We start from the raw sequence: 23,679 nt of genomic DNA, 5'->3' as shown, positions 1-23,679 counted from the left end.
TTCTGCCTCTTGGGTGGCAAATTGGAGTGGCGCCGGTTTAGCTTTGGGCAGTATATTACTATTCGGGTTAAATCGGTCATCTCAACCCGTCGCAATGCAGTTTCTGCGGCTCACTAGTGGGTACGTTAGTTCATATTTACTGTGATGTATCCACACCGGCTCGTAAAGGGATGCATTATTGTGCAGCTTCCCCTCGCGCCACTTTCAGTATTTTTTCGATTTTTCTTTGGCAGTGAGAATGCCCCTTGTGCGGGTTTTCATCAATGTTCATTCAATTAAAAAAGCCGAGCGCTGCGAAGGCGCCGATAGAATAATAAGAAGAGGAAGCCATGGCGGATATCGTAATCCTTGCTGCTGCGGGTATGGGGGCTGTGGATAACACGTTTGCAAAGCCACTGTTTTCGGCATTGGAAACCGAGCTTGGGGAGGAGTGGTCGCGTCTCTACTGCGCTGAATTACCCGGCCTGGAGCACTTCCAGAGTAACATCGAACGCACCTTTGAGAGTATGCAGAAACGCGAGCTGGACTTCCTGCGTGCACGAAAATATTTACTCCTGGGGATGTCGCAGACGGCGGCGCAGTCCGGCAGTGTGGATCGCCGGGATAGCAACTACGAAAAGACCCAGCGCGAGATCTATGCGGCGCTGGCCAAGGCCGCTGATCAGGTTGATGAGCGGGCCCCGGTGATATTGGTCAGCCATTCGGTGGGTTGTATCAACCTATCTAATTACCTCTGGGATGCCCAGCGCCCCAATGTCAGTTGCGGTGTTTGGCGTGATGGTGGTCCCGCAGGCGTTCACAAAGGGTCGGCGCGTGAGAGGTTTTTGCGCCTCAAGACCCTGAGCCATTGGTACACCCTGGGGCCGACAATGCCCCTCTGGTGCGCCGATCGACCCCGGGAGCAAATTCAGGCGGTCACCTCCAATTCCCGGGGATACAATTTTCGCTGGAAGAATTTTTATCACCCCAATGACCTGTTTGGCTGGCCCCTTAAACCCCTGAGCCCCTCCTATAACCAGGCGGTGTGCCGTGATTATGAGACTTGTTCACTCAGCGATCACGGCGCTTTGAGTCCAGTGGCTTTTCCCTCGCCCCCTGAGGATTACTGGCGGAACCCGATAGTTGTTGAGCAGCTGATAGAGGATGTGCGCTCCCTGCTCAAGACAGTGAATAAGCCCGCTCATCGGCATCCACAACCCTCTCAGCAGGCTCTCGCGGTATAATCCCCAATTACCTCAACAGTCTCCTGTAAAAGATGAAGGGCCGCTCTCTTATGTCGCTGCAATATCACCTGGTTCCGGTTACTCCTTTCCAGCAAAACTGCTCGTTGCTGTGGTGTGAAGACAGTAAGCGCGCGGCTGTTGTCGACCCCGGTGGCGATCTCGATAAGATTCTGGCGGCGGTGGAGGAGCGCGGTCTCAAGCTGGAGAAAATCCTGCTGACCCACGGCCACCTGGACCATGTAGGGGGCACTGCGGCGTTGTCCAAGCAGCTCCAGCTGCCGATAGAGGGGCCGCATAAAGGCGATGATTTCTGGATTCAGCAGTTGCCCATGCAGGCGCAGATGTTTGGTTTCCCCGCTGTCGAAGTATTTACTCCAGACCGCTGGTTGGAGCAGGGAGATACGGTTACTGTAGGGGATCAGGAACTGGAGGTACACCACTGCCCGGGCCATACCCCCGGCCATGTGATTTTCTTCCACCGCCCCAGCCAGTTGGCTCTGGTGGGAGATGTTTTGTTTGCCGGTTCGATCGGGCGCACGGATTTCCCCCAGGGAGATCACGATACCCTGATTCGCTCTATCAAAGAGCGCCTATGGCCGCTGGGTGATGAGGTTCAATTTGTACCGGGGCATGGCCCCATGTCCACTTTTGGCCAGGAGCGCCAAACCAATCCTTTTGTCGCCGACAAGCGCTTTGGTTAAGTGATACCTGGATTCCAATAACAGGCGGGAAGTACAGCGCCGGGCCGGGAGTCCCATTTTATGTTTGCAGGAAAAATACGTCTTTTTCTCGCCTTGCTGGTGCTGGGGTTAAGCGGCTGCGCAGTAATTTCCGAAGAGGAGTGCCGCGCGGGGCTCTGGTATGAGCGGGGCCTGCAAGACGGCGCTCGCGGTCGCTCACAGTCGCTGGTGTACGATATTGCCCAAGAGTGTGACAGCTACGATATGCATGTGGATAGCGATGCATGGCTGCAGGGCCATGAAGAGGGTGTAGAGACTTACTGCACTGCTGAAAATGGCTATCACCAGGGGCGTAGGGGACGTAATTACCAAGGGGTTTGCACTGGCCCTACTGCTGATTTGTTTTTACAGAATTACGAGCGCGGTCTCGCTGAATACCGTATAGAGCAGCATTACCAGCGCCTTTTGTGGCGCCGGGATAATTTAGAGCGCGAGTTACTTTCCCTGCATTACGCCTATCGGAACACTGATAGTGAAGCCCAGGCCCAGGCATTGTACTTGCAGCGCAGCCGCCTTCGCTGGGAGCTGCGGATGTTGGATATGGAGTTGTTTCGTTATGGCTTGTTTGGCCCCACGCATTTAACGCCCGGCTATTATCCCCCCGGATTTTTTTCTGCCAGATTATTTTATTGGTAAGTAGAAAAATTTATTGGTCCTGAATGTAAGTAAAGAAGTCCGGGTTAATGCTCCGGTATCACACGCACAAGAGATTTATTGTAATGGCAATTTGGCATTTAGATCCTTCACTGGAAGAACTGAACCAGGGAATATCCCAATGCATGCCCGGCTACCTGGGAATGGAAATTACGGAAATTGGCGATGATTACCTGGAAGGGACCTTGCCCGTAGACCATCGCACTCGCCAGCCCTTCGGTATTTTGCATGGTGGTGCCAATGTCGTATTGTCGGAGACACTGGGTTCCATAGGTGCCAACTTATTAGTGGATACCGATAAATTTTATTGTGTCGGTCAGGAAGTTAACGCCAATCATCTGCGCCCTGTCCCCGAGGGAGAGGTTCGAGGTCGTGCAAAACCCGTGCATATTGGGCGCAGCAGCCAGGTGTGGGAAATTCTGATCTATGCGCCCAATGGTAAACTCAGTTGTATTTCTCGCATTACCATGGCTGTTGTAGCTCATGGTGCCTAGTATTAGCTCCTGGGTTGCGAGTGGAGATCCCGCTTGAAACAGGCCCAGGATTTTATTTTTGAAGATATTCCCTATCGCTTGGTGCGCTCGAGCCGGCGCAAGCGACTGGGACTGGTACTGTCTTCCGGTGGTGTGGAAGTGCGAATTCCACAGCGTTGTGCAGCCCGTTATGGGCATGAATTCCTGCAGGAAAATATCCAGTGGGTGAGAGCGCAATTACTCGCAGCCGACCGGCGCGCCGCGCAGGTGCCGCAATATCAGTACGCTTTTGGTGAGAGTTTTCCCTGGCTGGGACAGCAGCTTCCCTTAGAGCGTGCAATGAGCAGTAAAAGTGCCGGTATTGGCGATGGTGCTATCAGGCTTTATACCCGCTATCGCCAGCCCGATAACACACAGCTGCAAACCGCTTTACAACGCCTTTACCAGCGGGAAGCATTGGCATTGTTAACGCAAAAATCCCATGTGTTGGCCGAGCAGCTGGGGTTAAGTATTTCATCAGTAAAAGTCCGTCGCACCAAAAGCAAATGGGGTCACTGCAGTATCCGCGGTGAGCTGCAGTTTAACTGGCTTGTTTGTCTCGCTCCTGAGCCGGTGGTGGATTACCTGGTGGCTCACGAGGTCTGCCATTTGCAACATCATAACCACAGCCGCGCTTTCTGGGATTTAGTCCAAAGTGTGTGCCCCAGATTTAAAGAGTTGCGCCGCTGGTTGCGCGATAACGGTCACCGCCTGACCCTGTAACTTTTTTCTATTCTTTAGTTGTACTGAATTCTCCCAATTAATTATGAGTAAGAAGCCCCGTTTTATTACTGGCCGCAAGCCGGTTAAAAAAAACTTGCCGAGCCGCGCTGAAGCGACAATAGAAAAATTTAGTCACGATATGCGCGGTATTGCCCGGGTGGGTGGCAAAACGGTGTTTATTGATAGTGCCTTACCGGGAGAGCAGGTTAAATTCCGCTATACCGCACGGCGCGGCCGTTTTGATGAGGGAATTGTTGAGGAAATCCTATCGGCTTCAGCGGATCGGTGCGCGCCGCAGTGCGCCTATGTGGATTCATGTGGAGGCTGTTCGGTTCAGCACCTGGAGCCATCGGCACAAATTATTGAAAAGCAAAAAATTCTTTTGGATCAGTTGTCGCGCTTTGGTGGTATTGAACCCGAAGAAATACTGCCGCCGTTAACCGCTGATGCCTATGGTTATCGGCGCAAGGCCCGTATCGGCATTCGCAAATTGAAAAAATCCCAGGGTGGTGAGATGCTTTTTGGTTTTCGAAAAAAGCACAGCAATGATTTGGTAGATATTGATGAGTGCCCGGTACTACATACAAAAATTGCCGAACATTTAGGGTCGCTAAAAAAACTTGTTGGCGAAAGTGAAGGCCGGGCAAACTTTTCTCATCTGGAAGTGGCGGTTGGAGATGATGTGACAGCTCTGGTGCTCCGCCATTTAAAGCCCCTGTCAGATAAGGACTTGGCGCTCTGGTTAGCATTTGCTAAAAGCACTAGTATACACCTGTATATACAAGGTGGCAGTGATGCTTCCCTGGAGAGAATCTGGCCGACAGAAGGAGCTGCTTATCTAAGTTATCAGTTGCCGGAATTTGACCTGACGCTGAGATTTAAACCGCAGGATTTTGTGCAGGTAAATTTTGCGATAAATCGGCAGATGGTGAGTCGAGCCGTTGAGTTACTCGATCCGCAACCCTCCGAGCGCGTATTGGATTTATTTTGCGGGTTAGGGAATTTTACCCTGCCATTGGCGCGTCGTGCAGCGGAAGTGATCGGGGTCGAAGGTGTCGGCGCTTTAACTCAACGGGGTGTGGACAATGCCGCTTTGAACCAATTACAAAATGTGCAATTTTATTCTGCCGACCTGAACGAAAAAATGGCAGGTGCGCCTTGGGCAGAAGAAGGTTTCGATAAAATCTTGTTGGACCCTCCGAGAGACGGCGCTCTGGAGGCTGTGCGCGGGTTGGCGCGATTTTCTGCCAGTAGGATCGTCTACGTCTCCTGTAACCCGGCCACGCTGGCTCGGGATGCCGGTGAATTGGTGAAGTTGGGGTACCGGTTGAGTAAGGCGGGTGTCATGGATATGTTTCCCCATACCGATCATGTTGAGTCGATGGCAGTATTCGACAGAATTTAGGGCCTATTGAGGCCGGGAAAACTAACGTAAACTGCGGTAAAACCGTTTAAGCGAAGTTGTTATGCAAAGCGAAACCCTAACCGATAATTTTGAAGATAATTGCGCGCGCTTTTTGCCTGAAGCTGTAGGCCAGGGCTGCGTCTGGGCCCTGCAGGGTGAGGAGGGCTTTGCACTTTGTGAGTCTGAAAAGCGGGCCGATACCGAGGTTATGCCCTTTTGGTCGCAAAGAGAATTTGCACAAGACCACTGCGAAGGAGACTGGGCTGACTATGAGGCCGTGGCAATTGACCTGGAAGAATTTATGGATGACTGGCTCACCGGCATGCATGAAGATGTCTTATTGGTGGGGATAAACTGGAACGCCGAACTGGAAGGGGTTGAGATGGAACCCCTGGACCTACTGGAGCAATTGGAGCAAGAGCTGCAATAAACTGCGCCAGAGTGCCCCACCCAGTGGATAAAAATTACTCAACGGGGTGTCTCAAATGGGGCAGATTCTTGGCTTGCGCAAAACAGTCTACGGAGTTGCCAACATTACCGAGGCTGTGGCCTGGTATACGCAGGTACTCGAACAGAAACCCAGCTATGAAAGCGATAGCTATGCGGCGTTTAGTATTGGTGATTGCGAACTCGGATTAAATGCCGATGCGCGCAGTGCGATCAGCCGGGCCGATGGTGTAGTTGCTTACTGGCAGGTTTTGGATTTGGCCGCGCAGATTGAGCGACTCGGTACTATGGGGGTGCGCCAGCACACGGATATAGAGGAAGTTTCTGGACGTGTGCTGATGGCGAGCTTTCTCGACCCCTATGGCAATGTTTTCGGATTGATTGAGTACCTGCAAACGCCCATTGAGAGATAGGACCATTAAACGGAGCAGTTCCTGTGGATAAGCCGCCCATTTCCAGATTTCGTTCTCCCAATCGAAGTTTTGCTGCGGAAAGCCTTGCGCAAATTGGGCGGGGTTATGTGGTTCCGGATCGAGTGGCTTTAATTACCGGCTGCTCAAGCGGTATTGGGCGGGAGCTGGCTTTGGCACTACATCGCCGGGGAACCATAGTGATTGCCACGGCGCGCCGCCCGGAAAGTTTACAGGAGCTGGCGGACTTGGGAATTGCAACAGAGGCTCTGGATGTGAATTCCCAGGCGGATATCAATCGAGTGGTTCACGCAGTAAAAGCGGCATACGGGCGGCTCGATATTTTGGTCAATAACGCCGGTTACGGTCAGATGGGGCCGCTGCTGGAACTGGACACGCGAGCACTGGAAAAGCAGTTCCGAACCAATGTATTTGCCCCTCTCGCTTTGATTAGGGCCTGTGTACCTTTAATGCGTTCGGAGCAGGGCGGAATTGTGTGTAATATCGGCTCGGTTTCCGGGGTAATGCCCACACCTTTCTCTGGTGCCTATTGTGCTTCTAAAGCGGCCCTACACTCCATTTCTGATGTTTTGCGACTTGAACTAAAACCCTTTGGCATTCGGGTAATGACGGTCCAACCCGGCGCGATCGCATCGGAATTTGGTCGCCACGCTGAGACATCCCTGCGCGGTCTTTTGCCGCCGGACTCCCTGTATAAACGGCAGGAAGAGGCGGTTAGGGCCCGTGCCCAGGAGTCCCAACAGAATGCTACATTGGCAAGCACACTGGCCAAAAAGCTGGTGCGTGAGCTGCTGCGAAAACGCGCTCGTCCTTTGGTGCGTATTGGCAACCGCAGCAGCCTGTTGCCCTGGATGGCACGCTGGCTGCCGCGCAGTTTTAGGGACTGGTTTTTAATGCGGAGATTTAAATTAAATCGCCTCGCTCACAAAAGCTGAGGATTGTTATTCTGGTTTTTGCAGTGAGTGGTTGGACTCCTTCAACCACTGTTGTACTTCGTTGTAGTTGCCTCGATACAGAATTTTCTGTTCCGATTTTTTCATAAGATGGTCGTAGCTGCCGTCATAGTATTCTTGCAACAGTGACACCACGATAGGGATGTACACATCACTATTATTCGTTCTCAGTAATTCTTGGTTAGCTGAAGCTAAGGCTTCGTTGAGCTGCTTGTAGCGCAGCCCTCCCAGGCGTTTACTGATTTTATTGAGATTGAGATGTAATTCTTCCCCCAAAGATTCAGCTGCTGATTTTTCACTGCTTTTAAAGCGCTCTAAGCCCTCGTGAACATAATCTTGCACAATGCGCTGTGCCCGTGTTTCCAATGGCTCCTCGACAAGAACCCGGGGAGCGGCCTTCATGGCGGTTTGCAATACTGGAGGAAGTGCGCAGCGTCCAATTAGACGGCTTTCATCTTCAATCGCAATAGCACCTGCCTGCTGGGAAAGCTTCAGCAGGTCGATACTGATCTGATTTTCAAAATCGATTTGTGAAGGTTGGCTACTACTGGTGCGTCCAAAGCTAGAACCTCGATGTTTTGCGATCCCCTCAAGGTCGATATACCGCCGCGCAGCCTGGATTAATTCTGTTTTGCCACTGCCGGTGTGACCAGCAACAACGATAAAGGGCAGCTGGGTACAATGCTTTTCCAGCTTGTTTAACAGGAACTGCCGCATGGCTTTATAGCCACCCTCTACTATCGGGTATTCAATATTATTCGAGCGTAGCAGTTTTTGTGTCATTCGGGAGCGTAAACCGCCTCGGAAACAGTAGAGGTAACCTTGGGGTTGTTTACGTATAAATGCGCTCCATTGTGAAAGACATAAGCTTCGCACTTCATCTGTTGCTAAACGCCAGCCAAGGTCAATTGCTGCTTGCTGGCCTTTGTTCTTGTACTCAGTCCCGATCAGTTCACGTTGGTGATTGTCAAGCAGGGGGTGATTTCTTGCGGAAGGGAAAGCGCCGCGAACAAACTCAACTGGGGCGCGTACGTCCATCAGCGGAATATCATTCAGGAAGATGTCCGTGTAATTCGCAGTATCGGTCCGCAAGGTAGCACTCCTGCTTATTTAGGAAGTAGGTGGTATTTGATTGTATCTCCATTTTCTTTCCAGGCCTATGGCAACTGAAGAAGCTACTTGTATATGCAATATATGATGTGCTTAGCGTTAGATGACAGCTTGATATTTACACCGGAAATTAATGCTCAGTATGAGAGAATACTTTTTTAATTTATTGCTCGATAGCTCAGTGTTTACATTTACTTTTTGAACCTAATGCGATTTCAGGTCACAGAAGGTAAATCTTAGCTTCCCTGAATTATTGCAGCGGATTTAAAAATCCTGGAAGCATTTGGATTACATAATGGGCGGGTTGCTCCTGCATGTATAGAGGATAAAAACGTGGCTAAAAAATATATCTATATCCCGATAAATAGTGATGAAATGCAGGAATATGCGGAGGGGTTGGCGAAAGCCTGGGGCATACCGGTGAATCAAATCCTGGCCAATAAAGTAACCTCCGGTTTTGGAAAAGCCATGTATCGGTGGGTGAACCAGTGTTTGAGTAAGCTGAACCCTGCCGATACCCTTTACATCGTAACCCATGGCACGGGTGCCGGGGATGGACAATTTATTGGTGCTGAGCGCTCCACGAGTAACAACAAGCAGAAAAAAGTATATGTAAACGGCATGCCTAACTGGCAAGGAGGAGAGTGGAAAACCTACACGCCTCGACAGCTAGCAGATACCTTGGTTAAAGAGGGGCTTCCCGCTAATTTCGTTAATTTGCATGTTTGTGCCTGTGGTTCCGGCTACGATGGAGAAAAGTTAAGACCTTGGGCCCAACGCTTGCGCCAGGCGATGGTTGGCACCTATAGAAATATTCAGGTCACTGGATATAGAGGTTGGTTCTCCTGCAGTACTGCCAGGGTTTGTATTAAAGTAGGTACTCAGTTTTATCCATTGGAAGAGCGGGCAGTTACTTTCTCCTGAATTTTGTACCCCTAATGTAGCTGGGGTTATGGCGTAGAAGTGCGCTCCATGTAGTTTCCCGGGTATACCCTGAATAGATAGCTGAACAGAAATCTGAGCAGCTTTTATATTCAGGGATATCTTTCTCCATGACTGTTGACCAGTTACTAATCCTGATTATTTTAAGTGTCACTATAACCCTGTTTATATGGGGGCGGTGGCGCCACGATATGGTTGCTATAGCAGCCTTATTGACTTGTGTCTTTACCGGTCTGATTCCCCCGGAAAATGCTTTTATTGGTTTTGGGCATCCAGCGGTCGTGACTGTAGCTTGTGTGTTAATCCTGAGTCGCGGCTTACAAAATACCGGCGCAATGGATGCACTTGCTCAACGAGTTGTCCGCAAAAGCGGGAGTATCTCAGTATCCATATTGTTACTCATTGGACTCGGCGCGTTTTTATCGAGCTTTATGAATAATGTCGGCGCGTTGGCTTTATTAATGCCTGTGGCTGTGGATATGGCCGAGAAACAGAAAGTGGCACTGGGGAGGGTTTTAATGCCCCTGTCTTTTGCAACGATTCTGGGGGGAATGACCACACTGATAGGTACACCGCCAAACCTGGTCGTTTCCGGTTTTCGGGCGGATTCTGGCGCCGGTAGTTACGGTATGTTTGATTTCACCCCGGTGGGTCTGGCAGTTGCGATAGCCGGAGTTTTGTTTATCGCATTCGTTGGATGGCGCTTGGTGCCTACGCGCAACCGAACGGGGGCCTCCTCCTTTGAAACTGGCACATATTTAACAGAAGCACTTGTTGAGGAAAAAAGCGTAGCTGCCGGCAAGAATCTACGTGAAATTTCCAAGATGCTGGGAACAGAAGATGCCCAAGTTGTGGGTGTCGTACACAATGATGCCAGGGTGTCTCCCGCGACTCCCTGGCATAAAGTAAATAGCGGTGACATTTTGGTCATTGAGGCGGAGCCGGAGAGCCTTGCCACCTGCTTGTCCAATCTCAGTTTGAAAACAGTGGGAGCCCTTGGGGCAGATTCATCGGGTAAGGCTCGACAATCGGGCAGCAATAATACCGAGAGTGATTCTCAGAATAAGCCCCCAATAAAAGCACTGGCGGATCGTACCGAAATGCAGCTGCGGGAGTTGGTTGTTATGCCAGACTCCCCTTTAGTGGGACGCCCTATGAGGTTTTCACGCCTCGCAGCGAGATACCAGATTCACTTGCTAGCACTCTCGCGCCAGGGGCGCCGCTCGGTGCGCCGGTTGCGTTCGACACCATTACTCGCCGGCGATGCTTTGTTAATGATGGGGGCTGATAAAAACTTATATAGCTTTGCGCGGGAAAAAGGCTGTGTGCCTCTGGCCTCAAGGGATATTAGCATCCCCAACAAGGAGAAGGCGGCCATTGCCTTACTGGCGATGGTGCTTGGTGTCGCGGGTGCAGCATTTGGCCTGTTACCAGCCGCGATCTCGTTTGCCACCTGTGTATTGGCTTTTATGGCGTTGAAGATAGTGCCGTTGCGAAATGTTTATGACTCAGTTGATGGGTCCGTAGTAGTGCTATTGGGCACTCTGATTGCGGTTGCCGATGTGATGGAGTCAACGGGAGCTGCCGACCTGATAGCTCAGGTTTTATTGGATGTCCTGGCTCAGGGTAGTGCTGTTTTGGCCCTGGGGCTGATCCTGGTGGTTACCATGACCCTGTCTGATTTTATGAATAATGTCGCTACTGCGGCTGTGATGTGTTCAATTGCCATGAGCACCGCAGAACAACTGGCGGTGAACCCGGACAGTTTCCTAATGGCTGTCGCAATTGGAGCTTCTTGCGCATTTCTGACGCCGGTTGGGCACCAAAATAACACCTTAATTCTGGGACCGGGGGGCTTTGAGTTTGGTGATTACTGGAAAATGGGGCTGCCACTCGAATTGTTGGTACTGGTTGTGAGTATCCCTATGTTGCTTTGGGTTTGGCCCTTGTAATCGCGGTGAGCTTAAGCAATAGAATCGTCTACCGGCTGGGCCAACTCTGCCATGAACTTACTACAAAAGCGCAGAATATCAGTCACAGTTACAATTCCAACCAGCTCGCCTTCCCGCATAACCAGCACAGAGCCAATACTGGTATCGGCCATAGCTAAGAGAATTTTATCCAGCGGGTCGTGGATATCTGCGATAAAGGGACGTCTGGCACATAGGTCATGTACATAGAGCTGCTGCTCTTCTAGGCGGTGTCCCGGTGCATTGGCTCTTTCGATATCCCCTCGGGAAATGACCGTCTCCAAGTCGCCCGCACGTGTTACCGGCAGGTGGCGTACTTTGTGCTCCTCCATCATTGCCAGAGCATCCTCTACCGTGGCATTGATATCGATATGGTAGGGAAATGGCGTCATCAGAGCGGCCAAAGTCGGTATATGGTGGATATTATTGTGAGTGGACATAGTATGATCTGGGTATCCAATTGTATTTGGCAATATGCTCGATTACCGTTACACAGCGACTAATTTGCAATTGACGACTGCAGCTACAATATAGCTAATTGCGCTCCCTAGGGATATCCTTTTAAGATTGCAGATATGGCCGCCTTTGTTACACTTTTTAGCCCTTATTTTGAATTATTCCTATTATATTCAAAGGTAGGGACACAAATGGTTGATATTTGCCGGTGAAAGATTATTATTCGCGACCTCAGTCGAAAAATATAATCAGTGATTCGGAGTGTTTGCCGAACCGAGCTGAAATCGGCTAGTTTTTAATAATGTATTTGCCGAATATACCTAACACCAGAACTACACGATGTGTAGTGGTATCTACTCATGTATATCGGGCAATTCATAATATGCCGGACTAAACATCACTAAATTGCTTGCCATTGGCCAGCCATGATGTTTGTTGATTTTTTACACGGTATATCCGAAATAACAATCTGTGTCGCCCAGCGCCACAGATATATCTCTGTGTTTTTTAATAACCGTCGTTGAGGTTTATTGAATGTTTCAGGAATACGAACAACTTGAACAACAAATCGCCGAACATCAGGCAAGAATCGAAGAGTTACAAGAGCAAATGGCTCAGGCTGAACGCAAGAAAGATGGCGTAATTGCCTATGATAAAGCACTGGTAAACCTTGCTGCTGAATACCACATGGATGAAGAGGAGTTCTTCGTTGCCCGTGGCCAGCAAATCGTTGAGTGGTTGGTAGCACAGCTGGGCGATGAAGATCCTGCAGACTACGTACAAACCCTGAAGGCTCGCGTTGCCCGTCACCTCAAGAAGGAAGGTGACAGCCCCCGTCGCGGCCGTCGTGCAGCACCGGCAGCAAAGGCAGCAGAGCCCAAGCTGGAAACTGGTCACTATCGCAACCCGTATACCGGCGCTACTGTTGAAAAGAAAAAGCGTAATCCTAAGGCCCTGAGCCAGTGGATTGATGAGTACGGCCTGGACACCGTAAAAGAGTGGAAAATCTAATTCTGGATGACCACTAATTTGATGCCGGATATCCGGCATCAAATATTTTTTCAAAAATCGTTCGATTTTAATTCATCGCATTATTTGGCATTTTCGCCGCATCCTCTCTTTACTTACCTTATTATATTCAGCATATGTCTGTCCCGTTATTTACCTGGGAGTTTATACTGTGCTTTCAAGACTTAAGTTGTTTATTTTCTGTACACTTTTTGTTCTGGTTGGGGCTTCAAATTGGGTTTTAGCCGACTCTTCTGAGTCTCAGGTTATTTACTTAATACGCCATGCAGAAAAAGAGAAAGGGCCCGGGGTGGGTCGCGACCCTCATTTGACTGAGGCGGGCCAGCAGCGTGCACGGCAACTCGCCTATATTCTTGAGGGAGTGGGTATAGATGCTATCTATAGCACTGACTACAACCGCACCCGGGAAACGGTTGAGCCACTGTCAAAAGAGCTGGGGCTTGAAGTGGAAATTTATAACCCCAGAGATTTAAAAGAATTTGCTAACTCTTTGCAGCAGGCGGGAAATAGAATTTTAGTGGTTGGGCACAGCAATACCACTCCAAAACTGGCGGAATTGCTCGGCGGTGAAAAAGGGCGACCCATTCGAGAGGCCAGTGAGTTTGACCGACTCTATATCCTTGTGCGTGATAATGAGGGAGTAACCACTTTGATACAGCGCTATGGCCCGATGAAATCCTCGCAGACAGAAAATGCAGTTTCAGAGTCACCTTAATTAATAATTTCTTTTATAAAACTATCGACTACCTGTGACGCCAGTCCGTGGCGGTGTTCTTTGAAGGCATCGCCGACACTACTGCGCTCCAGGTTCAACTCTATTGTGTGAGCTCCAGCCTGATTGGCACATTCGACAAATCCCGCTGCTGGGTAGACGTTTCCAGATGTGCCAATGCTGATAAATAGGTCGCAATCGGACAACGCCTGATAGATAGTTTCCATTTCCAGAGGCATTTCTCCAAACCAGACCACATGGGGGCGAAGGTTTCCCGCCTGCTGACAGCAACTACAGGTATCAGCTATCGAAAGATCCGAATTGAGCGGATATAGTTTTCCGCTCCTACGGCATCGTGCTTTTAGTAGCTCTCCGTGCATATGAATTAGCTGCTCACTGCCCGCGCGCTCATGCAGGTTGTCAATATTTTGAGTAACCAGTAAGTAATCCCCTTGGAATTTCTGTTCCAGTTCGGCCAGGGCGAGATGGGCAGGGTTGGGATGGATATCTGCAGATAGCAGTTGCTGGCGGCGTTCATTGTAAAATCTATGTACCAGTGCCGGATTGCGATCAAATGCCTCTGGCGTTGCGACATCTTCCAGGCGATGGTTTTCCCACAGGCCATCGGCGCCGCGAAAAGTACCTATGCCAGATTCAGCTGAAATTCCTGCGCCGGTAAGTACAACGATTTTTTGATACTGTTTTTTCATTTTATATTTTCACACAAGGGCTTTGCTTGGATCTTCAGAGGAGCTCGCATTCAGCTCAGAGGTCTTAATTGATGGGCTGGCCTGACTCATAATGTTACCGCCCTGGCACTTCCATGTGCAGGGTTTATTGGTAGCACTATTAGTTAATTTTGCACTAACTTTCTATTTTTCCCTTAGCTTCATGGGATTGATCCTTTAGTGCATCTTGAGCTTCGGCTTCACAAACCGGTTCGCCTGTCCGATTAGGTAGAGCAGCATAGCTCTCGGCCAGCCGTGGATTGCCGCCAAGTGCATACGGTAGAGCGAGCGATAGGCAAGGCCAGCAAGGCGCCCTTCTACGGTAAGACTGCCTTTAACCAGCGCCCCCATCAGGTTGCCAACGGCAGTGTATTGACTGAGGGATACCAGAGAGCCTCGATCGCGATAATAAAAATGGTGCAAAGGTCTATCTTCAAATAGGGCAATAATATTGTCGCCAACCAGGGTAGCCATTTGCTGTGCTGCCTGGGCGCGCGGAGGCACTCGCTGGTGATTGCCGTCAATGCAACTGGCGCAGTCCCCCATGGCAAATATCTTTGCGTCAGTTTGGGTCTGCAAGGTAGTTTCCACTTCGATTTGATTGAGTCGGTTGGTACTGAGACCATCCAACTGGGTGAGGAATCCCGGAGCTTTGACGCCGGCAGCCCACACTCGGATTGCGGCTGGGAGTTCCCTGCCACAGGAGGTGGTAAGTCCACGTTCGTTTGCTGAAGCAATATGGTGGCCGGTAAGGATATTAACCCCCATCTTGGCCAGTTCGCGTTCAGCATTATTGCCAATTCGTTTTGGTAGTGCTGGGAGTAGGTGCTCACCCCCTTCTATCAAGGTGATTTCCATCGCATTGGGACGAATGCGTCCATAGTTGCCGACTTGTTTTACGGCATCCACCAATTCAGCAGAGAGTTCTACACCGGTTGCACCGCCGCCAACGATTGCCACTTTTAACTTATCATCAACATGTGTCTCCAGCCGCAGGAAACGATTGAGAAGGTTTTGGTGAAATTTTTGTGCTTCGTTGCTGCTATCCAGGAAAAAGCAGTTTTCTCTGACGCCGGGGATATGAAAGTCGTTACTGTGCCCGCCGATACACAGTACTAAATAATCGTATTCCAATTCCCGTGCGGGTACTAACTCGCTACCGTCCTCATCATTAACAGGTCCGAGCCCGACTACTTGTCGTTCACGATCCAGGGACTGCAGGCTACCCAACTGAAATTCATAGCCGTGAATGCGGGCATGCACCTGATAATTCAGTGCATCCATATTGGCATCCAATGCGCCGGAGGCAACCTGGTGTAGCAGTGGTTTCCACAGGTGGGTGCGATTTTGATCAACCAGAGTAACTTGTGCAGCGGGGGACTTGCGGCGGCGCTTAAAGAAAGGGGTAAAAGAAAAATATTGACCGAGCCGTGTAGCCAAATGCAGGCCGCTGGCACCGCCGCCAATAATGACGATCTTTTTCATAGGGGTCTTCCTGTCGATTGCTAAAAGCCGACTCCCCAATCTGTGAAGACCTTTTTTGGTATCGGGAAATATGTCACCGATGTTTTTTCTAGCGCCAGTATGTCGCGCTGAAAGACAGATGACAAGTTAACAGAGTCGGTGAAGGCCTCTCTCAATAGAAATCATACAAAGCTCATAACCGGTTGTTGTTCCGGTTTCGCAAAATCCTTAAACCTGGCCTGGTACAGTCTCGTTGTCCTGTGAAATTAGCGCTCGCCAGTCTGCTGACCTGCGCAAGTGTACGCTCACTTCTGGATTCTGTGAGTCCCTCACTACACCGATAATTGACGCCTGGGTGTAACCGCGCTCTAGCAGTGCGCCCACGCAGGCTTCGGCTTGCTCAATAGGAACAGCAGCGAGGAGTCCCCCGCAAGTCTGTGGATCGGTAATCAGCGACCACTGGGGTAACCGCTGCCACTCCTGGGGGTTTTCCACAAAGGCGTAGGCATTGGCATTTTGCGGTTGCAGGCTGGATAGCCATCCGCGCTCGATACAAGTGGCGGCGCCGGAGATTAGTGGTAGATTCTCAGCGATCAGTGTCGCGCTTAACCCTTCAGGGCCGAGCATTTCCAATAGGTGGCCTAGCAGGCCAAAGCCGGTGACATCTGTCAGCGCATTGGCGTTGTGGCGGGCAAATATCTCTGCGGCGTCGGCATTGCTATGCAACATGGTTTCCAGCGCCTGCTGCAACCATAGGCCTTTAGCCTCACCCGCGCCCTCTGCTGCCAGGATAGTGCCTACGCCCAATGGCTTGCTCAGGATCAAGCAGTCTCCCCCACGGGCACCCGTTTTTTCCAGGAGTTGCTCCCGCTCGGAAAATCCATTGACGGTTAGGCCCATTAGCATTTCAGAACCTTCGGCGGTATGCCCTCCAGATAGGGCACAGTGGTGCCGGTTCAGCTCGTGGATGGCTCCCGCGAGCAACTGCTGTAGGTCTCGCCGGGTAATTTCCTCTGCAGCCGTAGGCAGGGTTGCAAGGATTTGTGCAGTGGCGGGTCGAGCATTCATAGCAAATAGGTCGGATAGGGCGTGCAGAGCCGCCAGGCGACCAAATATCCACGGATCATCTACAGGTGCACGCAGTTGGTCGGAGCTCTGCACTAATAAATGATTAGCCGGCAGGTCCATAACTGCGGCATCATCACCGACGCCCTTTAACAGGTATTCCGAATGCTGATCCGGAAGGGTCGCCAGCGTGCGGCGCAGGATGTCGGCTCCAACTTTTGCGCCACAGCCATTACAGCGCATAGGAGATAGAGAAGAGCCTGAGCGCTGGTCGACGATGTCTTTGGTTTTGGCAGTGTGATCAGCCATGTCCATTGGCAGCTCACTGAAGCGTCGCATAAATGTGCGGTCGATAGAGTCTTTCCATCGCCACATCAGACCGCTTGCAGCGGCGAAGCCATTTCGAACTGCCACAGCCCGCTTGCCACCACAGGAGAGCAGGCTGAGAAAATCTTTTTGTGGCCGGTATTGTTTTAAGCGGCGTCCGGTCAGGGAGGCGCGCAGATTGTGAAATAGAACAGGCCCCTGGCGAACGGCGTAAACCCCAGCCTTGGGTAGAGGTTCTGGAGCGAAACTGGCCACATCACCAGCTGCAAAAACGTCTTCCCGCCCCTGGGCGCGGAGTGTTTGATCCACCACCACAAAGCCTTTGTCATCGAGGGACAGGCCCGAGTTGGCCAGCCAGGGGGGAGCACAGGCATTGGTGGTGAGTATTACCTGATCGAGGGGCAGGCAGTCACCACTCCCATTAACGACACCCTGTTCGGTAATTTCATTAACGGTCCAGTTATGGTGTAACTGAACCCCTAGCTCTTGCATCTCCTTTGAGATTAATTTGCGCGCTCTGATTGGATAGCCCTGGGGAATTGCGGCGGCACCATGAATCAGGTGAACCTCTACCTGCTTTTTCTTAACGGCATCTTGTAGAGCGTGCGCCATTGCCATCGACAGCTCGCAACCTCCGGCACCGCCGCCGACAACTCCCAAGCGGAAAGGTGAGGTGTTTTCACCAACCTGTTTTTGCAGCTTTTGCCAGAAACGGTAGAAATGCCCGATAGGTTTTACCGGGATTGCCAATTCGGAGCCCGGTAACTCGCGGGCGGGAGTCGCGCCGACATCCAAAGAGAGCAGGTCGTACTCTATGGGAGGTCTACCCAATAGGGATACGGTGCGATTATCGATGTCAATTTCGTGTGCACAGGCCTGTATAAAGCGGGCACCAGCGGCCCGGCAGAGTCTGGCAAGATCTATATGAGTGTCTTCCAGGGAGTAATGGCCTGCAACCATTCCGGGCAACATACCGGAGTAGGCGGTTTGCACTTGGGGAGAGACCAGGGTCAGACGCGCGCCTGGCAGAGGGTTCATGGCCCACATTTGCAGCACAATAGCATGGCTATGGCCGCCGCCGACCAAAAGGATGTCCTGGTAGTTTGGATGCTCCTGCATGTCTACTCACTGGCTGGGTAACAGAAAAAATGAGAGGCGGTAAGGATACTGGCTTCCCAAACTTCCGCGCCGCGCAAATACACCCCTGGATAAATAGTAGACAGTTCGCATTTGACTGCGAGCGAATGGACGACGCAGCTGCTTATTATCGCGAATAGCAGCGCCAAGGCAAAAAAATCCCCAGGTGCTGGTCTTTACTGTATGGGCCTAATTGCAGTTGTAATCTGCATAAAATTCATTTTCTGGCGCTTAATTCTAATGCCCCCAGAGCCCGCTTCTCAGAGTGCCTTTTTCCGCCGCTTAATCTGGTGGCTGCTAGCTGGGCTATTGCTGGTGGAAGTTCTTCACTGGTGGGCAGCAAACTGGGTGCGGGTAAAAGCTGGCGACTGGATGGAGGAGCGAGGCCTTGAATTCCATGTGGATCATTTGCGCGTATCGCTGCTGAATCTAAGTGTTATAGCGATTGATGTAAAAGCTGAGAATCGCGAAGGGCGGGGATTCTCTGCTCATGAGGTAATGCTCGATTACAGCTGGTGGCAATTGTTATGGGGGCGAGCTCATTTACCCAAGGCATCGGTGAGCGGTGCCTATATGGACCTGCAGTCTTACCCGGGTGAACTGTACCGGGAGTGGGAGGTGGGTGGCTGGAATCTTGGAGGCGGAGCGCGGCAGGATCGCGATTTCAGGCTGCTTATCGGTCGCGCCCAGATACGAGATAGCGAACTTTGCTACCTGCACAAGCCTATTTGGAGCCAAGCTACCTGCGCAGCCATCGGCAAACTCCAAACCGATAAATTCACGCTGGCATTATGGCGCAAAGGTGATGTTCCCCTGAATGTAGATATTGCTATTGGGGATTTACAGGTCGGTGACTTATTGGCCTGGGAGAGAGGTAAATCACGATACAACACGGTGATAGGCAGCTTGAAAGGAACCCAGGTCAATTTTTCCTGGCCGAGTCTCAATACAGATCTTAACAAGTTTACTGCGGAATACTTTATAGGATGCCCGCCACAGCGCTGGGCCGATGCAATAGCAGGGCTGCAAAGCCTGATTGGACATTGCGCCTCCGCCCGCCGGCTTGCCGCAGAAGGTGATATGAAATTCGGGTTTGGCCGCAAAGCTCGTGCCCAGTGGCGGCAGCTCAATGGTGAGAGTGTTGTACTGAGGCACAGTGATCGCCTTTGGCAGGATTGGCGGGCCGGGGTTATTAGCATCAGTGAGTTTAATTTTGAGCGCCCGAAAAAGCGCTTGGGATGGAGTCGAGGCTTTGCCCAGGCATTTGATTGGTGTCCACGACATCTGCGTAACGCCAATTCCCACCTGTGTCTGCGAGCGGCTAATTTAGACCTGCCGGAAAAAACGGTTTTTGACTGGAACGATCGCTTAAAAATAAATACAGGAGCCAGTTCAATTAATCGAGGCTACCTCTTGGATATGGCTCGATCTACCAGCCATCCCATCAGGGCTAATAATGGTGTATTTGGTCCTCTTCAGTTTTATGCCAAAACGCGAATATTATCTTTTGCCCACCTTGCGATTGAAACAGCCAATGGGTGTGTACCGGGCGGTCTGTGGCAGAAGCCCGATCACTGTGTCTCTATGGTTGGTCTCAAAAGTACAGAGGAGTTTGCCTTTCAGTTCGGCTCTGCTGAACACAATATTGATTGGGGGCTTTCCAGCGGTCCTCTGCAATTGGCTCAATTTTCAATAGGTGCCAGAGGCCGTCCCAGAGCTAAGCTACAGGACCTACGCTGGCAGGCCATTGATACAATAGGTCGTAACGGCCCGCTATCTGTTCAGGACTTTTTTATCCAGTCACTATCAGGGTGTTTGCCGCAGGACTTTCTCCCCTCGGATTGGCAGCCTTTGTGCGCACGTTTAAACAGCTTTTCAGGGCGGGGACATTTTGCTTGGCAGAGAGGTGAAGATGGCTATGCCATTTTGGGAAAACTGCGCCTTCACCGATTACTTCTAAATGATTCCGCGGGTGCAGGAAATGGCTTACTGATACAGCAGTTTGAAAGTGGCGATAGCTTATTTAAAAGAAAGGTTACAAATAATCCTTGGGCGGCGACCAGTCAGTTACCGGGTATTCCTCAAGGAGTTGGTGATGATAATTACGGCACCGAAAAAGGAAGACTGGATCAACAAAATATTGATGCGGATAAAAATCCTGACGACTTAGGGATGGCCAGCATAGAAAACCCAAACCTGGAGCTAAAAAAACTTGTTTTGAAGAAACTGGCTGGCTGTCTCACTGAAGGTTGGAAAAGGTTATTTTATCGCGCCAACAAAAGCCACGAATATCTGCCAGTTTGCTTTGATATCCGCTCATTAGAGCAAAAGGAGCCACTCTTTATATCTTGGCAGCAGGGGATAGATCTCTCTGTAAAAAAAATCTCCGTGATTAGTGCTGAAGCAAAGACAAAGGGGGGCAGGAAATTATTTGACTTAAAAAAGATAGAACTACCCCTTGCCAGGATAAGACATAGACGTACATCAGACTCTGAATCTTATGTCGCTTTGCCCGGTGCAAATGCTGAGCAGTTGAGTGGCTGCTTTCCCGGCGGTAGGCAAGTGAGTTCACTAAATATTCACTGTGTAGATGTTGAGCGCCTTTCACTGGGAGATTACTCCTTCGTTTATTTTAGCCAACGCAATCTAATTGCCAATATGGATGACTCAGCAATTCAATCCGTGCAGCTGAAAAACCTGTCTGGCGAGAATGTTTTTGACCTTGGGGGTGTACTTATACCAAAGCTAGAGTTGCTGTGGTCCCGGGAAAAGCCTACCCAGTCAAAAATTGCATTGCAGGATGTTGCTGCTGACAGAGTAACCTTGTGTCTTCCCTGGCTAGCGGAGAAGTATAAATCGATACCGACCTGTGTATTTGGGCAAGACATCCATTCGCTAGGGCAAAGCGGTTGGTCGATCGAAGAAGTGGAATTTAAGGAGGACTTCGAAACTGTACCCATGTTGCAACTGGGGCGAGTATTCACGAAGAGAACGTCTTTTTCCTCCAATACACTCGATTTTTATGGGCTCAATGTCGATGATGTTCTGCTTTGTGGGTTGAGGTCTTATTCTTCTGAAAATAATGAAGATATGGGGCTTGCCGATTGCATTGAGACCCCACAAATAAGCTTTGGTGATTCCTGGGTAAAATTGGGTATAGATTCCGGCGCCCCCCGCTTGGATTTAGGACCATTAAAGAGTAAGCCTATCGCGTTTTGGCAAAAGGGTAGCGGCTATTTAGAAGCCGGTGTGCAGAGCTTGGGTTGGAGTCGATTTATCTGGGATAGCGGTGCAGAGTTCTCGGTGTCGAATCTAAGCTTGCAGAATATCCGGGTGTGTACGCGGGATTCGGGGCTTGCAGTAACTGTCGATAAGCTGAGTCGGGCCAGGGCAGGTGACTCCCACCATTGTTTTGGGGTTGACAAATTATCAATGCCGGGATTACAGAAAATCAAATTGTCACACCCCTGGTCAGTTCAAGGTTCTGTAGAATTGGTTGGGCTATCAATACCCAGGAAAAATTTGGGGCCACTGAAAATACCAAAATTTGAAATTGATAATATCTCCTTGCAAGGGGAATCTTTGGCGAAAGCCTCTGGTGCGAGGGGATGTATGCCAGGGGGACTATTAAAAGACGAAAAGATAGCGCCCTGTTATGAATTTGGGGCCTTTAGTATTGGCAAGGCAGAAGGTATTAATGGCACTGGCGGAAGGCAGCTTATCCTTTCTGGGATAAAAATAAGTAATGTACAGTTGCATGAGCAAAATTTTCCACAGGAATTGCCACTTAAACTTTTATCTGTATCCGGTATGGGGGCCGGGCACTTAAATATCAGTCGGCAGGGGGTTGATTTCAAGGATTTACAGTTTAAGGAAATTGCAGGATGTTTTCCCAGTGGTTATCTGGATCAGGGAGATCATTGCTTCAGCTTCTCGAGTTTAATGCTGGAGGGAAACTACCGCCGTGGTCAGGGGGCAGAACTTGCTGTTGTAAGGGTCAATGGCATCACTTTACTTTCACCCTCTGGGGAAGAGTTAGTGCACGGTGAGAGCATAACCTTGTCGCATTTGCTCTTTACCGATACCGAATGGCGCTTTGCCAGTGGTGAAGCAATTCACTTTCATTTTTTTGAGAGAAACCCGGATAGTTTGGATTTTGATCGCCATAGATGGATAGCTGATTTTAAGTCCCTGTGGGTTGAAGGTTTGAGCTATTACCGCCCTAAGAAAACACTCACTATAGGTTTTATCGACTTTCTGCGCCCTCGATTTATTCTCTTAAGGGATTTATCGGGGAAGTTTCCGGTAGCCCGAAAAATTAATGAGCTGCGAGGCTTTGGTGGCATTGACACGTTTGCTTTCAGGGAGGAGGGCAGCCCACCGCTACTTTATCATCTCGGTGACCTCTACCTAAAACACGGCACTTTTAGTTGGGTTGACTATCAAGATGAATTCAGGGCCCGCTTACCGGTCCGGGATATCAACTTTAATCTCAGTGATTTAAGTAACTTGGCCGAACACCCTCCTGCGGTGATTGTTGTTAATGGAAGGCCTGGCGGATTTGGTGAGGTCCAGATAGGGGGAACTGTAGATTACTTGGGAGATAAAAAATGGAATGCTGATCTTACCGGATATCTCACCAGCGTAAATTTGATACCTGCTACGCCTTATATGGCCAAGTTGTTGGGTTACAAAATTCTCCAAGGGCAGGGGGATGCGGTAGTTAATATTCGGGTATTTGAAAATGAACTCGATGGCTTTGCCGATATACGACTGGAAAAACTAAAAGTTCGCCGGGTGCGGAAAGATGATCAGCTACCGGTGAAGTCCACGCTGATTCCCTTGAATATTGCTCTATGGTTGCTAAAAGACGGGCGGGGGGATATCAAGTTTGGCATGCCTGTTAGCGGTAATATTCGCGATCCCAAGTTCTCCTTTAGTTTTGTATTTAGTGAGTTGCTACAAAAGGCAATTATAGATGCCTTGATAAGCTATTTGACTCCCTATGGCGTTTATTTGTTAGCACGTTATGCCTGGGGGCGTTTCAGGACGAAATCATTTGCGTCTATTGACTTTGAACCTGGCAGTGCAAAATTAACTAATTTAGCACTGACACAACTACAGCGTATGGTCTTTGTTTTACTTAAGAACCCTGACGCACGGCCAGGAGTATGCGGCATCTCTAATGCCCGGGACTGGCAAGCCCTATACCCCTATTCCATGGCAGGTATGAGTAGAAGCGGAAGAGCCCAGGTTGCTTTTTACCGAAACCCATCTCTGGAACTTCGTGAGGAACTTGAAAATTTGGCAATGGAGCGAAGCCGAAATGTCGAAAAGTATTTGATTGATGCAGGAATAGAGGCTTCAGAATTAATCCCTTGCGCACCTGACTATATTGGTAAGGATTTTGGTGATCCAAGGGTGGAATTTTCGAATTAGAGTTTATTTAAAATAATTCAAGTAATGCCTGGTTGCTGAGTGGGTTCTCTCGGGGAATATATAAGTTGGCCTGAATCCCAGTAAATAAGCGTTAATGTTGCTTGATAAGGTGCACATATTTAGCTGTCTTGAAAAAAATCATAGGATTTTCATTAACTTTTTAGATGTTAGGATGAGTTTAGTGTGGTGAGCTGAATAAGCAGTGATTTATT

The 23,679-nt window shown here is 50.0% G+C and carries 20 protein-coding genes; 15 read left to right on the top strand and 5 right to left on the bottom strand.

What is annotated here, in order from left to right; genetic code table 11:
* The first annotated feature begins 329 nt into the window (after positions 1-329).
* The 9 genes from ACJJI8_RS03475 to ACJJI8_RS03435 all read left to right on the top strand — a co-directional run bounded on the left by ACJJI8_RS03475 (position 330) and on the right by ACJJI8_RS03435 (position 7,070).
* Entirely contained in the window at positions 330-1,223 is an 894-nt protein-coding gene (locus tag ACJJI8_RS03475; RefSeq protein WP_444934281.1) for a hypothetical protein, read from the top strand.
* Positions 1,224-1,273: 50 nt separating this feature from the next.
* Positions 1,274-1,924: an MBL fold metallo-hydrolase gene (locus tag ACJJI8_RS03470; RefSeq protein ID WP_108734664.1), complete on the top strand. Its 651-nt coding sequence runs from the start codon at positions 1,274-1,276 to the stop codon at positions 1,922-1,924.
* A gap of 60 nt (positions 1,925-1,984) precedes the next feature.
* Positions 1,985-2,599, top strand: coding sequence for a DUF2799 domain-containing protein (locus ACJJI8_RS03465; protein ID WP_444895986.1), 615 nt, complete (start codon positions 1,985-1,987; stop codon positions 2,597-2,599).
* An 83-nt stretch (positions 2,600-2,682) separates the two neighbouring features.
* Complete coding sequence (locus ACJJI8_RS03460; protein ID WP_444892114.1) at positions 2,683-3,111, top strand: hotdog fold thioesterase; 429 nt, start codon at positions 2,683-2,685, stop codon at positions 3,109-3,111.
* A 33-nt stretch (positions 3,112-3,144) separates the two neighbouring features.
* Positions 3,145-3,852: a M48 family metallopeptidase gene (locus ACJJI8_RS03455; protein WP_444915426.1), complete on the top strand. Its 708-nt coding sequence runs from the start codon at positions 3,145-3,147 to the stop codon at positions 3,850-3,852.
* A gap of 43 nt (positions 3,853-3,895) precedes the next feature.
* Positions 3,896-5,257, top strand: a complete 1,362-nt coding sequence (rlmD, locus tag ACJJI8_RS03450) for a 23S rRNA (uracil(1939)-C(5))-methyltransferase RlmD (RefSeq protein ID WP_444934280.1) — start codon at positions 3,896-3,898, stop codon at positions 5,255-5,257.
* A 61-nt stretch (positions 5,258-5,318) separates the two neighbouring features.
* A complete protein-coding gene (locus tag ACJJI8_RS03445) occupies positions 5,319-5,687 on the top strand; it encodes a DUF2750 domain-containing protein (RefSeq protein WP_444895989.1) in 369 nt (122 codons plus the stop codon).
* A 55-nt stretch (positions 5,688-5,742) separates the two neighbouring features.
* A complete protein-coding gene (locus tag ACJJI8_RS03440; protein WP_108734658.1) occupies positions 5,743-6,117 on the top strand; it encodes a VOC family protein in 375 nt (124 codons plus the stop codon).
* A gap of 23 nt (positions 6,118-6,140) precedes the next feature.
* The gene (locus ACJJI8_RS03435; RefSeq protein ID WP_413663457.1) at positions 6,141-7,070 is read left to right on the top strand and encodes an SDR family oxidoreductase; all 930 of its coding nucleotides are present in this window, start codon (positions 6,141-6,143) and stop codon (positions 7,068-7,070) included.
* A gap of 6 nt (positions 7,071-7,076) precedes the next feature.
* Here the strand turns inward: ACJJI8_RS03435 and mnmH are convergent, their stop codons facing one another.
* The gene (gene mnmH, locus ACJJI8_RS03430; protein ID WP_444934279.1) at positions 7,077-8,180 is read right to left on the bottom strand and encodes a tRNA 2-selenouridine(34) synthase MnmH; all 1,104 of its coding nucleotides are present in this window, start codon (positions 8,178-8,180) and stop codon (positions 7,077-7,079) included.
* Between the two features lie 351 nt (positions 8,181-8,531).
* On the opposite strand from mnmH, the gene ACJJI8_RS03425 reads away from it, so the two are divergent.
* Positions 8,532-9,122 carry a hypothetical protein gene (locus tag ACJJI8_RS03425; RefSeq protein WP_413663455.1) on the top strand — a complete coding sequence of 197 codons (591 nt, stop codon included), beginning with the start codon at positions 8,532-8,534 and terminating at the stop codon, positions 9,120-9,122.
* A gap of 128 nt (positions 9,123-9,250) precedes the next feature.
* Positions 9,251-11,092, top strand: a complete 1,842-nt coding sequence (locus ACJJI8_RS03420) for an SLC13 family permease (protein WP_444934278.1) — start codon at positions 9,251-9,253, stop codon at positions 11,090-11,092.
* An 11-nt stretch (positions 11,093-11,103) separates the two neighbouring features.
* On the opposite strand, the gene ACJJI8_RS03415 is transcribed toward ACJJI8_RS03420, so the two are convergent.
* A complete protein-coding gene (locus tag ACJJI8_RS03415; RefSeq protein ID WP_282931120.1) occupies positions 11,104-11,550 on the bottom strand; it encodes a CBS domain-containing protein in 447 nt (148 codons plus the stop codon).
* A gap of 550 nt (positions 11,551-12,100) precedes the next feature.
* Between ACJJI8_RS03415 and ACJJI8_RS03410 the strand changes: the two genes are divergently transcribed.
* Positions 12,101-12,577 (top strand): DNA binding protein, encoded by a 477-nt coding sequence (locus ACJJI8_RS03410; protein WP_282931121.1) that lies wholly within the window; start codon positions 12,101-12,103, stop codon positions 12,575-12,577.
* A 169-nt stretch (positions 12,578-12,746) separates the two neighbouring features.
* Complete coding sequence (locus tag ACJJI8_RS03405; protein ID WP_444934277.1) at positions 12,747-13,310, top strand: SixA phosphatase family protein; 564 nt, start codon at positions 12,747-12,749, stop codon at positions 13,308-13,310.
* On the opposite strand, the gene cobB is transcribed toward ACJJI8_RS03405, so the two are convergent.
* The 3 genes from cobB to ACJJI8_RS03390 form a co-directional block, all read right to left on the bottom strand.
* A complete protein-coding gene (gene cobB / locus ACJJI8_RS03400) occupies positions 13,307-14,017 on the bottom strand; it encodes a Sir2 family NAD+-dependent deacetylase (RefSeq protein WP_444895995.1) in 711 nt (236 codons plus the stop codon). The two genes, ACJJI8_RS03405 and cobB, sit on opposite strands and share 4 nt — an antisense overlap.
* Positions 14,018-14,212: 195 nt before the next feature.
* Complete coding sequence (locus ACJJI8_RS03395; protein ID WP_444934276.1) at positions 14,213-15,520, bottom strand: NAD(P)/FAD-dependent oxidoreductase; 1,308 nt, start codon at positions 15,518-15,520, stop codon at positions 14,213-14,215.
* Positions 15,521-15,727: 207 nt separating this feature from the next.
* Positions 15,728-18,010, bottom strand: coding sequence for a slr1591 family oxidoreductase (locus ACJJI8_RS03390; RefSeq protein WP_444934275.1), 2,283 nt, complete (start codon positions 18,008-18,010; stop codon positions 15,728-15,730).
* Between the two features lie 29 nt (positions 18,011-18,039).
* Here ACJJI8_RS03390 and ACJJI8_RS03385 point away from each other — a divergent pair, with 29 nt between their 5' ends.
* Together ACJJI8_RS03385 and ACJJI8_RS03380 are read left to right on the top strand one after the other, a co-directional pair.
* Complete coding sequence (locus ACJJI8_RS03385; RefSeq protein WP_444934274.1) at positions 18,040-18,168, top strand: hypothetical protein; 129 nt, start codon at positions 18,040-18,042, stop codon at positions 18,166-18,168.
* Positions 18,169-18,268: 100 nt separating this feature from the next.
* The gene (locus tag ACJJI8_RS03380; RefSeq protein ID WP_444934273.1) at positions 18,269-23,467 is read left to right on the top strand and encodes a DUF748 domain-containing protein; all 5,199 of its coding nucleotides are present in this window, start codon (positions 18,269-18,271) and stop codon (positions 23,465-23,467) included.
* Positions 23,468-23,679 lie beyond the last annotated feature (212 nt).

The sequence above is a fragment of the Microbulbifer maximicatervae (SeqCode) genome, from assembly GCF_052467695.1.
The sequence above is the reverse complement of the archived record's forward strand: the minus strand, read 5'-3'. Positions and strand labels throughout refer to the sequence as shown.